Below are 12618 nucleotides of genomic sequence, written 5' to 3' on the forward strand. Positions count from 1 at the left end.
CAGAGCCGACACTAGTCGCGCGTTAGCTTGCGATGGGTAACCCTGTGCGGCCGTGCCGCGTCGGCACCGAGCCGCTCGATCTTGTTCTCCTCGTATGCGCCGAAGTTGCCCTCGAACCAGAACCACTTGGCCTCGTTGTCGTCGTCACCCTCCCAGGCCAGGATGTGCGTGCAGGTGCGGTCCAGGAACCAGCGGTCGTGCGAAATCACCACCGCACAGCCGGGGAATTGCTCGAGCGCGTTCTCCAGCGAACTCAGGGTTTCGACGTCCAGGTCGTTGGTCGGCTCGTCGAGCAGGATGAGGTTTCCGCCCTGCTTGAGGGTGAGCGCGAGGTTGAGCCGGTTGCGCTCACCACCGGAGAGCACGCCGGCCGGCTTCTGCTGGTCTGGGCCCTTGAACCCGAACGCCGACACGTAGGCCCGAGACGGCACCTCGGTCTGGCCGACGACGATGTGATCCAGCCCGTCGGAGACCACTTCCCACACGTTCTTCTTGGGATCGATTCCGCTACGGGCCTGGTCGACGTAGCTCAACTTGACGGTCTCGCCGACCTTGACGGTGCCGCTGTCCGGCTGCTCGAGACCGACGATGGTTTTGAACAGGGTGGTCTTACCGACCCCGTTCGGGCCGATGACGCCGACGATGCCGTTGCGCGGCAGGGTGAAGGACAGATCCTTGATGAGCGTGCGGCCGTCGTAGCCCTTGTCGAGGTGTTCCACCTCGACCACCACGTTGCCCAGTCGCGGACCGACCGGGATCTGGATCTCCTCGAAGTCGAGCTTGCGCGTCTTCTCGGCCTCGGCGGCCATCTCCTCGTAGCGCTGCAGCCGCGCCTTGCTCTTGGCCTGACGCGCCTTGGCCCCGGACCGCACCCAGGCCAACTCCTCGGTCAACCGCTTCTGCAGCTTGGCGTCCTTGCGCCCCTGCACCGCCAGCCGGTCGGCCTTCTTCTCCAGGTAGGTCGAGTAGTTGCCCTCGTAGGGGTAAGCGCGGCCGCGGTCCAGTTCCAGGATCCATTCGGCGACGTTGTCCAGGAAGTACCGGTCGTGGGTGACGGCCAGGATCGCGCCGGCGTAGGAAGCCAGGTGCTGCTCGAGCCACTGCACGCTCTCGGCGTCCAGGTGGTTGGTCGGCTCGTCGAGCAGCAACAGGTCGGGCTTGGACAGCAGCAGCTTGCACAGCGCGACGCGGCGGCGTTCACCACCGGACAGATTGGTCACCGGCTCGTCGGGCGGCGGGCAGCGCAGCGCGTCCATCGCCTGCTCCAGCTGCGAATCGAGGTCCCACGCGTCGGCGTGGTCGAGCTCCTCCTGCAGCCGGCCCATCTCCTCCATCAACTCGTCGGAGTAGTCGGTGGCCATCAACTCGGCGACCTCGTTGAAGCGGTCGAGTTTGACCTTGATCTCGCCCAGGCCTTCTTCGACGTTGCCGCGAACGGTCTTTTCCTCGTTCAGCGGCGGCTCCTGCAGCAGGATGCCGACAGTCGCGTCGTTGGCCAGGAAGGCATCACCGTTGTTCGGCTTGTCCAGGCCCGCCATGATCCGCAAGACGCTCGACTTGCCGGCGCCGTTGGGCCCAACGACACCGATCTTGGCGCCTGGATAGAAGCTCAACGTGACGTCGTCCAGGATCACCTTGTCGCCGTGCGCCTTGCGGACCTTTTTCATCGTGTAGATGAACTCAGCCATGCCGCGGTTATGCCTTTCTGATTTGCAGAGTGATCTCGCGGACCATCCTAGGCATCGCCCGGGAGCCGCAGCGCCGCGCCCGAGCCGAGGCTCAGGCCGGAACGGGAAGCGGGTCTCGGTCGGCGGTGGCGTCGCCTATGCCGGCCGGATCGTCATCGGCCAGCGGGTCCTCGCTACTAACGTCGACGGTGTCGGCGGGAGTTCCCTGGCCCGCGCCGTCCTGGCCGGCATGGGGGCCGGTGTAACCGGGCTTCTCAATGCGCACGATGACACGCGACAGGTCCGGCCCGACCGCGGTCGCCCGCATCTCCAGGGTCGAGCGGCGGTTGCCGTCGCGGTCCTCGTATTCGCTGGTGTACACGTGACCCACCACGATCACCGGCGCGCCCTTGCCCAGCGCGGCGCCGACGCCGGTCACCAGCTTTCCCCAGCAATTGACCGTGACGAACAGCGAGTGCCCATGCTCCCAGGCGCCGTCGCCGGTGCGGCGGCGCGAATTGCTGGCCACCCGGAACTTGATGACCTCCTGATCGCCAACCTTGCGGCGGGACGGGTCGTTGACGATGTGACCGACGACGGTCAGCGGGGTTTCGAACATGGGGCTGATCCCTTCTCGATTGGTTTCTCTGGCTACGGCTGCAAGTAAGCGCGGAGCCACCGACGCGCGGCGTACCGAACAGCGGTGAAAACCGGCCGGACCGGCCGTCGTTGTGGAAGAAACCGGAACTGTGGATCAGTCGGGATTAACCGGGGCCTGGTCGGACCGCTTCGGCGTCTCGCCCCGAGCCAGCTGCGCCAGCATCGCGTTGTAGGCCACCAGCTCGGCGTCATCGTCGCGTTCGGCGGCCCGATCCAACCGCTTGGCGGTCCGGCGATCGCTGCGCGCCCACTGGATAAGGAGCGCGAGCATCACGATCACCAGCGGGAACTCCCCCGCCGCCCAGGCGATACCCCCACCCAGCCGCTGATCCCCCAGCAGATCGGTGTGCCAGCTCAGATCGAGCGAGCGGTAATAGTCGGCGGCAAGCACCTTCTTGGTGCCCATCAACACCACCCCGAAGAAGGCGTGCAGAGGCAGCGACGCGAACACGACGGCGACCTTGGCCAAAGGCGGGATCGGCCGCGGCGTGGGGTCCACCCCGATCACCACCCAATAGAACAGGTAGCCGCTCAGTAGGAAGTGCACGTTCATCGCCAGATGCCCGGCGTGGCTGCTCGCGGTGATGTCGAAGAGATTCGACAGATACAGCCCGTAAAACCCGGCGACGAACAGGACGGTCGCCACCACCGGGTTGGTGAGAAACCGGGAGAAGCGGCTGTGCAGCGCGGCCAACAACCATTCCCGCATGCCCGGTGGATCGTCACGGCCGGCCGCCGGCAGCGCCCGCAACGCCAGAGTGACCGGGGCGCCGAGCACCAGCAGGATCGGGATCAGCATCGACAGGCACATGTGGACGACCATGTGCATGCTGAACATCGCCGGCATGTAACGCCCGACACCCGACGACGTCGCGAACAGCAACACCAGGCAGCCGAGCAGCCAGGAAAAAGTGCGGCCCGGCGGCCATTGGTCGCCGCGGCGGCGCAGCCGTACCAGTGCGGCCACGTAGAGCGCGGCCAGCACGATGGCGGCGGAGCCGAAGATCAGGTCGAAGCGCCAATCGAACAGGATCCGCGCCACGGTAGGTGGCCCGTCGAAGTCGTAACCGATCTCGGCTTCCGGGATCGACGGCAACCGGGCCGGGGGCGGCGGCGGTGGGGTGCGGCCCAGCCCGACGGCGATGCCGAAGGTGACACCGAAGATGGCGGCCTCGATCAGTGTCAGCCTCAGCAGCGCACCACGCGCCCGCGCCGGACCTGGATTCGCTTGCAACGCAGCCACACTCACCCGCCGTTGGCGCCAACCGAGTCCGCCCAGCAGGCACAGCGCGACGAATTTGGCGGTTACCAACCGTCCATAGCCGGTGCTGAGCAGGTCAGCCGGCTGGACACGCACCAATGCGTTGACCAGTCCGCTCCCCGCCATCGCGACCCAGCACCACAGCGCAAGCGTCGAGAAACGCCGGGCGGCCAACCCGAGGTGGCCACCGCGTCGCAGGGCGTGGGTGAGCAGGGCCAGCAGTCCACCGGCCCACAGGCTGGCCGCGACCAGATGGATCAACAAGCCGTTGGTGGCCAGGTCATGCGAGCCGCCGGCCGACGAATGCCCGGTCAGCCCGAGCGGAATCAGCGTCAGCACCGAACCGGCCAGCAGCACCGGCGTCCACGACCAGCGCAGCACCGACAGACTCGCCAGCGTGATCACCGCGGCCAAAATCGCCGTCCACCGCCAGGCCGACGCGTTGGTGATCAGACCCGCCAGCGACCACATCCGCATCGGGCTGATGTCGACGACCGAGTGACCGGACACGTCGGAGATGGTCAGCGGCACCAGCAGAGCCGCACATACCGCCCACGCCCCCGACGCCACCGTGCCCAGGCGCAGCGCCCGGTAGCCGTCGGCGTCGAGGATGCCGCTGCGTTGCGGCGGTACCAGGAAGGCCGCGAATAGAAACGACCCGACCGCAAGCACCGCGGCGATCTCGCCCGCCGCGCGCACGAACGGCAGCCCCAGCGTGGTCACCGGACCCGGATCGGGCAGGCCGGTCACGGTCAGCGCGCTCGCCAGCGAGAGCGTCCCGATTCCGGCGGCCGTGCAGCCGGCCAGCACGGCCACCGCGGCCAGCACCGGCCACACCTGCGCGCGGCGCTGTGGAGCGGCCTCAGTCGGGGCCGTGTCAGCCGGTGGAGCGACGGTCATGCATCCAGGGTATGGGCGTTCGGGCCGACTACAGCGGGTGGCCGTCCAGACGGTCCTGACGCGCCCTGGCCTCGCGGGCCAGGAACTGCTCGCGCGCGATCTGTCCGACGTAGTTGAAGTCTTGCAGGACGTCGCGCAGCTCTTGCAGGAAGGCGTCGCGCCGGTCGGTCAGGTCCGGGGCGGGTGCGATCAGGTTTTGGTCGTCGATGACCTGGCGCGCGGTCGCGAACAACAGCGTCGACACCGACTCACTGCTGCGCACCCGGGTCTGCGCCACATACTGCCGGCCGACACCCAACGCCAGGTTCGTCAGCTCCTTGTGGCCGATGTCCGCGGGTGCATCGCGTAACACGTCGGCGACGATCTCATACGCCTCGAAGAACACCCGCAACATCGCTTCGGCCATCAGGGGACGCTTGGCGAACAACAGTGCCTGGATCTCGTCGCCTCCGGCGGCAACGTGGGCCTCCCAATTGTCGTGCCAGGCCATCTCTTCGGCGATGTTGTCCCGGAACGTCGCCGAGTCGGCAAAATAGAAGTCGAATTTCAGCAGATCGCGCAGCCGCATCGCCTGGGTCCAGAAGGCCTCCATCCGGTCACCGTCGGCGTGGCGGGCGTGCGCCAGCGCGAGCTCGACGATCGAAGTTTCCAGGAAGGCATGGATCACCGAGTTGCGGTAGAAGGCGGCGGCGTGTTGCTCTTCGGGCGCGATCCGCCACACCGGTTCCCGGCCGCCGTCGACCCGGGTGATGGGGTGGCCGTTTGACAGCGCGTCGACGGCCGCACGCACGCCGTCGTGCGTGCGTAGTCGTAAAGCGCTGGTGGACATGGGGTTTTGTTTGCGCTCCAGGTAGTCCAGCGAGTCCTGCAGGGTGTGATGCAGCTGGCCCAGGGTCAATGCCGCACCGCGCGTGGTCAGCAGCAATGCACACACCAGACCCGTCGCCGTCACCGGCGTCGCCTGCAGGATTCGCCAGGCAACCTCGAACGACATCTTCTGCAGTGCAAGACGTTTGGCGTCCGGATCGTGGGACAGCGGGCCGTGCGCCGCGCCCAGGTACTGGCGCATCGACACGGCTTCGGGGAAGCGGACGTAGATCTTGCCGTAGTTGCGCTCGCCCTGCGCCCGGATGAAGTTGTACAACCAGCCCACGCCTTCGGGCGTCTTCTCCCCGCCGCGAGCGTAGGCGGCGTATTCGGCGGTCTCGTGCAGCTGGTCGAAGCTGATCGAGACCGGTTGCAGCAGAATATCTTCGCTGCGACCGTCCAGGTAGGCGTCGGCGACGTAGGCCAGCAGGCCGAGCTTGGGTGGCAGCATCTTTCCGGTTCGCGAGCGGGTTCCCTCGATGGACCAGCTCAGATTGAACCGCTTCTCGACGATGTAACCGACGTACTCGCGCAGCACGTACTTGTAGAGTTGATCGTTGCCGATGTTGCGGCGGATGAAGATGACACCGGAACGCCGTAGCAGCGGGCCCATCGCGCCGAACGACAAGTTGATGCCGGCGAACACGTGCACCGGCGGTAACCGGTTCTCTTGCATGGCGACCGGCACCACGGCGCCGTCGATGTAGGAGCGGTGGGAGAACAACAGCACCGCCGGGTGAGCTTCCAGGCCGGCGCGCATTGCCGCAACCTGGTAGCCGTCGTAGTCGATCTCGGGATCGAACCCGCGGCTGAGCATCCTGCCGAGAACGCCGACGAGGTCGACGGATGCCCTGCTCCACCCGGTGGCGAGTTCGTCGAGCATCTTTCCGGCTTCGTCGACGGTTGCGCCCGGAATCTTGGCCAGACCGGCGCGAAACCGGTTGGAGGCCAGGATCTCCGGTTTCACCAGCCGCGGTGACTTGTATTGCGGTCCGAGAATTCGATACTCGACGCGTTCCATCGCCAGGATGGCACGGCGGATCACGAATTGGGCGAAGTCGTTCTTGTCCTGTCCGACCGTGGTCTCGCGCCACTGCCGCCGCAGTGCGGAGACGGTGGCCGCTTCACCGGCCACCACGCGGGCCCGCTGGGGAGCGGTGCGCACGATCTGTTCTTGCAGACGCTGATTGGGACGGTAGGGATCCCGGCCGGGAAGCAGACCGGCCAGCTTGGCGATTCGGCCGCGATCCGGCGGCGGCAGCCAGAACACCCGCACCGGCACGACCGAGCGGTCTTCGCCGGATTCGAGTTGCTCGGCCAAGGCTGTCAACGCTTCCGGCGGCGCATCGAGCCGGGGCAGTTGCACCAGGCCGAAACTCGACCCCGGGTTGGCGGCGCGCTGATGATCCATCCACGCCGTCACCAGTTCCATCTCGACCGGCGAGGTCATCGACGCCAAAACCAGCGAGTCCGTTCCAGCCAGGACCGCGCTGGTATCTGCGGCCGGTTCGGTCACGGATGCCCTCGGGGCGGTGATTCTGGTGGTTCGGCGTTGACGGCCGCCTCGGCGGTGGGCCGTTGAGCCTCACCGTCGTTGAGAGCGGTCTCGGATTTATGCGGAGTTGCCTTGCGGGCCTTGGGCTTTGACGTGGCCTTCTTCGGCGCGGCCTTCTTTGCCGGCGCCTTCTTTGCGGGTGCTTTGCCGACCCGGCTTTGCGCTCTGGCCGCCGCCTTCCGCTCGGCGTACAGGTCGACCTCCGGCAATTCACCGACCGGCCAGTTGGCGAGCGTGTCCAGATACAGCTGGCGTACCTCGGCGATGCGCTCCGGCAGGGTGTCAAGCGTCCAGTCCTGCACCGAAATCGGCGGAAAGACCGCGACGTCGACGGTGCCCGGGTTGATGACGGTCGAGTTCCGGGCGGCAACGAGCTCGGCGTTGCGGATCACGATCGGGACGATCGGGATACCCGCCGCCATCGCAATCCTGAACGGCCCCTTCTTGAATGGGCCGACTTCAGTGGTGTCGACCCGGGTGCCCTCTGGGGCGATCACGATGGAAAGCCCCTTGCGTGCGCGATCTTCGACCTCGTGCAACATCTCCACCGCGGCCGCCTGATCATCGCGGTCGATGAACACGCTGTCCACCAGCTTTCCGATCGTGCCCATGACGGGGTCTTTCTGCAGCTCCTTCTTGCCCACCCCGACCCAGTTGTCGCGCACCAGCGCGCCGGTGATGATCGGGTCAATCTGGTTGCGGTGGTTGAAGATAAAGACCGCCGGACGTTGCGCGGTCAGATTCTCCTCGCCGATCACGTTGAGATGCACGCCCGCGATCGCCAGCGACAACTGGGAGAAGTTGGAGGTGAAGAAATTGACGCCACGGCGCCGGTTGCGGGTCAGCACACCGATGCCTACCGCGCCGGCCGCTACCGGGAACATCGAGCCGAAGCCGGCGAGTGTGCGCAGCTGCCGCCGAAGGCCCACCGGTCCGCGGCTGCTGAATCTCAGGATCGGCCAACCGCGTCGCTTGGCCACCGCGGCCATCTTGCCTTCCGGATTCGTCGGCCGCGGGTTGCCGACCAGGTACATCAGCGCGACGTCCTCGTCGCCGTCGGCGTAGAAGTAGCTGTCTTTGAGATCGATGTCATGCTCGGCGGCAAAGCGTTGTACCGCAGCGGCTTTGCCCGGCCCCCACAGGATCGGCTTCTGGACGCCGCCGGTGAGCAGGCCGTCCTCGGTGGTCTCGAACTTATTGGTGAGCATGTTGGGAATGCCGAGGAAACGCGCGACCGGGTTGACCTGGATGGTCAGCGCTGACGAGCTGAGCACCACGGTGTGGCCGCGGGCCATGTGAGCGCGCACCAATTCGCGCATCTCCGGATAGATCCGGGACTCGATACGCTGGATGAACATCCGCTCGCCGATCTCTTCCAAGTCGTCGAGCAGTCGCCCGGTCAGTGCCGCCGCGGCCTTACCGATGAGGTCCTCGAACTCGATGCGCCCGAGGGTGTGGCTCAGGCCGGCCTGCACCATGCCCAGCAGCTCGCCCACGCCCATGTCACGACGCAGCAGTCGTTCCTGGGTCAGGATGAGTGCGGTGAACCCGGCGACCAGCGTGCCGTCCAGGTCGAAGAACGCACCGATCTTGGGCCCGGGCGGGCTGGCCATGATCTCGGCCACCGAGCCGGGCAACCGCATGTCCTGCCCGGACTTTGCGGTATCCCGCTCGTCGCCTTGTTCTTTCGGTGCGCTCACGAGCCCGACGCCGATCGAGACGACACGGCCGGTTGGGTGAACGAGGCGGGTACCGCTTGCGCTGGTGTGTCGCCGGCCAGCGCCAGGATCTCGTCGAAACCCTCCAACAGGCACTGGGCGAACAGCGCCTCGTTTCGCACCGCCGCCCTGTCGTAGCGCACGGTGATCGTGCACCAGCCACCCCGCGAAATCAGCACCACCATCATCGCCACGCCCGGCAGCGGACCGATACCGTACTGCCGCAAAACTTTTGCGCCCGCGATGTAGGTGTCTCCGGGGAACACCGGGACGTTGCTGGCCTGTACGTCGGAGCCGATCACCGAGCCGGTGATCCCTTCCAGCACCGCGGTCGGCAAGACGCTGAGCACCGGCGCCATCGAACCGATGATGTTCATCGCGGGCTCGTCACGGCGCTGCGTCATCTGAGCGCGAATCTTTTTCATCCGCGAGACGGGGTCGACGGTGCCGATCGGCGCCGCCAGGTTGACGCCGGTGAACCGGTTGCCACCGGCGGTATCCGCTTCGGCCCGCAAGTTGACCGGCACCGCCATCGGCAGCGTGCTGACCGGCACGCCGAACGCCTCGTGGTAGCGGCGCAACGCGCCACACAGCCCGGCAAGGTAGGCATCGTTGATCGAGCCGCCACCCGCTTTTGCGGCTTTGTGCAAGTCGGCGAGCGGGATATCGATCGCCTCGCTGCGGGTGGCCAGGCTGCGCCGGCGCAGCAGCGGCGACGGCTCAGCGGCCCGGTTGAGCACCCGGGCGCCCGACATGGCGTACCTGACGATCCCCGAAACGGTGGCCGTCGGTTCCAGCACCGCCCGCCCGGCCGCCGATACCGCGCCCGACAGCGCACCCATCACACCGCCGACGACGGCGACGGGCAGGTGGTTAATGCCCTGGCGCATCAGGTCATTGGACGTCAGGTCCTGCGGGACGGGCAGCGGCAGCGTGGGCTTGGCCGGCGGATTGCGCTCCAGGTCATAGATCTCGGCGAACATCTGAACCCCGCCGACACCGTCGGTGACGGCATGACTTATATGCAGTAGCGTCGCGGCCTTTCCGTCGGGCAAGCCCTCGACCAGCGTGGCCGTCCACAGCGGCCGTGAGATGTCCATCGGCGACTGCAGGATGAGGTCGGCGAGATCGAATACTTCACGCAGCGTGCCGGGTTCGGACACCCGCACCCGCCGCACATGGAAATCGAGGTTGAAATCGGGATCGACCACCCAGCGCGGCGCCGCCGTCGGCAGGGTTGGCACGACGACCTTTTGCCGCAGCCGCAGCACTCGTCGGGAGGCATTTTCGAATCGGGTTCGGAACTGCTCCCAGTCCGGCGTGGTGTCCAGGAGCTCCAGCGCCATGATCCCGGACCGGGTGCGCGGGTTTGCCTCGCCCCTGTGCAGTAGGTAATCGACCGGCCCCAGCTCGTCGGACAACTTCAGCGCCTCGACGGACTCAGTCATGGTCATCAGCTCGACGCACCAGCCTTGTCACCGTCGATCAAGCCTCCTGCCTTGGACCCCACCCAACCCCAATGGTCTACCCAACGCTAGTCGGGTTACCGCGCTGGTGAAAGGAGCGGCGAGTACTCGAACGCGGGCTCAGCTGGCCGAAGTGGCCGACAGCGGCAGCGAATCCAGCAATGAGCTGACGCGGCGCCCGTAGACGACACCGAGGAAATCTGCGACAGCGTCGGCGGCCAGCTGCGATCGAACCGTGGGGGTGATGTCGAAAGCGTGGTGGGCGTTGCCGAGTTCGGCGTGCGCCACCGAGGCCGCGCCGGCCCCGCGCAGCGCCGCGCAGAAAGTGCGCGCCTGGCCGCTGGGCACCAATTCGTCCTTCTCACCGTGCAGTACGAAGAAGGGCGGCGCGTCGCTGCGTACGTACGAAATCGGCGATGCCGCAGCGAAGCGCTCCGGCTCATCGGCGTAGCGGGCCTTGATCACGAACTGCTCGAGGAACGGCAGCATCAACGGGTGCATGTTCTCGGAGTCGGTGAAGTCATAGACACCGTAGTAGGGCGCGACCGCCTGCACGCTGGTGTCGGCATGTTCGAAACCGGGTTGGAAGGTTGGGTCGTTCGGCGTGAGCGCCGCCAGTGAGGCGAGATGCCCGCCCGCCGACCCGCCGGTGATAGCGATGAAATCGGAGTCGCCGCCATAGTCGGCGATGTTCTCGCGGACCCACGCGATCGCCCTTTTGACGTCGATGAGGTGTGCCGGGAACGTCGCGCGCGGGCTCTTGCTGTAGTCGATCGAGACGCAGATCCAACCGAGTTGGACCATTCGGCTCATCAGCGTGTAGGCCTGCGGCCGCCTGCCATTCAGCGCCCACGCCCCGCCCGGCACCTGGATCAGCACCGGCGCCCGGCAACCGGGCGCCAGATCGTCACGCCGCCAGATGTCGAGCAAGTGGTCGCGCGAACTCGGGCCGTAGGAGATGTCGGATGTCTGCGCCGCGTATCGGCGATGCGGCCCGGGCCTCCCTAACAGCCCACCGCGTGGGGCGCACAGGGCCCCAACCGCAGCGGGGTGACATACCTGCCCGCGGAAGTCGGGTCCGAAGGACTCCTCGAGCGCGGCGGTGAGGGTTTGGTCCGCCCGTTGGGCGGCCCAGGTCTTGCCCACGACCGACGTACGCGAGACGCGCGACAGTGCGTGCCCGGTCACCACGTGCGGGGGAAACTCCGTGAAAAGCCAACCGGCGAAGCAGCCCAGGGCGAACGGCCCGCCGCGCAGCGCGAGGTTGCCGAGCCGATAGACATTACGGGCTTCGGCCGCCAGACGTGCCGCCTGCGCTCCCGCCCACCCGCAGGGTGAAGTCCGATCACCGGCCACGCTCATTGCAACGTCACCTCTCGACGTTATGCACACGCCTCGCTGCGGTTAACGGCCGATGACCGGCCGATGTTGAACGTGTGTCGAGGGTCACCACGATAACCGATATTTGCGGCGCGGGAAGGCCTTTCGCGCGCGTGGCGACGGTGAATCGGATCGCGGGGTGGGGTTGGATAGACTGACCTGCACATTGCCTCCGTAGCTCAGGTGGATAGAGCAAGGGCCTTCTAATCCCTAGGTCGCACGTTCGAGTCGTGCCGGGGGCACCGGAAATAACCAGTGCTGGCCGAGGCCCTGCACTGGCGTGGCCATTACAGCAGCTGTCGCTGTTTCAGCAACGCCCCCGCGCCTAGGTGGTCACCAGACGTGACTACCTAGGCGGGGTCTGGACAACCGCAATACGCAGCACCGGAGCGTTGGCGCATGGCTGTCGATCACCTGATAGCTTGGCGCCTTACTCGACTTCGATCGTCTGGCTGACGTAGTTCTCCCAGGTGGCGATTTGGCCTGCATCGACCATGAGGCCCTGGAAATCGGGATCGGAAGTAAGGGCCTCCTGGATCCGGCCATATGTGGCCCAGTCCTGGGCGGTCGTCAAAAAGCCGATGGAATTAGTGCCGGGACCTCCGACCATGTTGACCAGCACGGTGACATTCTCCGCGCCATGCTTGCGGGCAAGCCCGCTCGCTCGCTTTAGCTGCTTTTGAATGTCATCCCAGGAAGTCCCAGGATTCGGATGAACGATCGTGGTAGCGAGGATGGCCATGAGGGGACCTTCCGCTCGAAGGGAACAGGACCCTATTAGTCTCCGGCCCGGCAGAGTGAGCGGTCTAGAGTAGCGAATACGTCATTCCTGCCGACGCCAGTAAGCGATTGCCTACTGCTCCCGCGCGAGCCACTCCGGTTGCCATTGAACCTGCAAACCCCAGGACGGCTCCAACCAGCGGTTTCTGCGAAAAGTGATTAGCGACCGCAAACATGGGTACCTGATAGCGCAACTACTGGTCCGCGATCACTGAGCAGGAAAATTCAACAGGATGTTGTCCCCCACACACCGAAGTTCAGCAAACAGAGTCAGACACAAGCAAGGATTAATGGTCCCTTGCTTGAATCCGAATCACAAATACATTCAAGAATGTCCCAAATGCAACTCAATACACGAAACGCA

Annotated in this window: 8 protein-coding genes and 1 tRNA gene; 1 reads left to right on the forward strand and 8 read right to left on the reverse strand. The window is 66.0% G+C overall.

The features are described from left to right. Positions 1-11: 11 nt before the first annotated feature. From ettA to A5625_RS24185, 7 genes are all read right to left on the reverse strand, one after another. A complete protein-coding gene (gene ettA / locus A5625_RS24155; protein ID WP_067000151.1) occupies positions 12-1688 on the reverse strand; it encodes an energy-dependent translational throttle protein EttA in 1677 nt (558 codons plus the stop codon). 91 nt (positions 1689-1779) lie between these two features. Further along, the gene (locus A5625_RS24160; protein WP_067000155.1) at positions 1780-2286 is read right to left on the reverse strand and encodes a single-stranded DNA-binding protein; all 507 of its coding nucleotides are present in this window, start codon (positions 2284-2286) and stop codon (positions 1780-1782) included. Between the two features lie 135 nt (positions 2287-2421). Beyond that, positions 2422-4488, reverse strand: a complete 2067-nt coding sequence (locus A5625_RS24165; RefSeq protein WP_067000158.1) for a cytochrome c oxidase assembly protein — start codon at positions 4486-4488, stop codon at positions 2422-2424. Between the two features lie 28 nt (positions 4489-4516). Further along, a complete protein-coding gene (locus A5625_RS24170; protein ID WP_067000161.1) occupies positions 4517-6871 on the reverse strand; it encodes a glycerol-3-phosphate 1-O-acyltransferase in 2355 nt (784 codons plus the stop codon). After that, a complete protein-coding gene (locus A5625_RS24175; protein ID WP_067000163.1) occupies positions 6868-8610 on the reverse strand; it encodes an HAD-IB family hydrolase/lysophospholipid acyltransferase family protein in 1743 nt (580 codons plus the stop codon). The genes A5625_RS24170 and A5625_RS24175 overlap by 4 nt, the downstream gene beginning before the upstream one ends. Beyond that, the gene (locus A5625_RS24180) at positions 8607-10076 is read right to left on the reverse strand and encodes a wax ester/triacylglycerol synthase family O-acyltransferase (RefSeq protein ID WP_156748511.1); all 1470 of its coding nucleotides are present in this window, start codon (positions 10074-10076) and stop codon (positions 8607-8609) included. Before A5625_RS24180 ends, A5625_RS24175 begins: the two co-directional genes overlap by 4 nt. Before the next feature lie 138 nt (positions 10077-10214). Further along, the gene (locus A5625_RS24185) at positions 10215-11456 is read right to left on the reverse strand and encodes an alpha/beta hydrolase (protein ID WP_067000168.1); all 1242 of its coding nucleotides are present in this window, start codon (positions 11454-11456) and stop codon (positions 10215-10217) included. A gap of 186 nt (positions 11457-11642) precedes the next feature. Between A5625_RS24185 and A5625_RS24190 the strand changes: the two genes are divergently transcribed. After that, a tRNA-Arg gene (locus A5625_RS24190) sits at positions 11643-11716 on the forward strand. A gap of 188 nt (positions 11717-11904) precedes the next feature. On the opposite strand, the gene A5625_RS24195 is transcribed toward A5625_RS24190, so the two are convergent. Then, positions 11905-12216, reverse strand: coding sequence for a hypothetical protein (locus tag A5625_RS24195; protein ID WP_067000171.1), 312 nt, complete (start codon positions 12214-12216; stop codon positions 11905-11907). Positions 12217-12618 lie beyond the last annotated feature (402 nt).

The organism is Mycobacterium sp. 1465703.0, from assembly GCF_001672975.1.
GTDB lineage: Bacteria > Actinomycetota > Actinomycetes > Mycobacteriales > Mycobacteriaceae > Mycobacterium.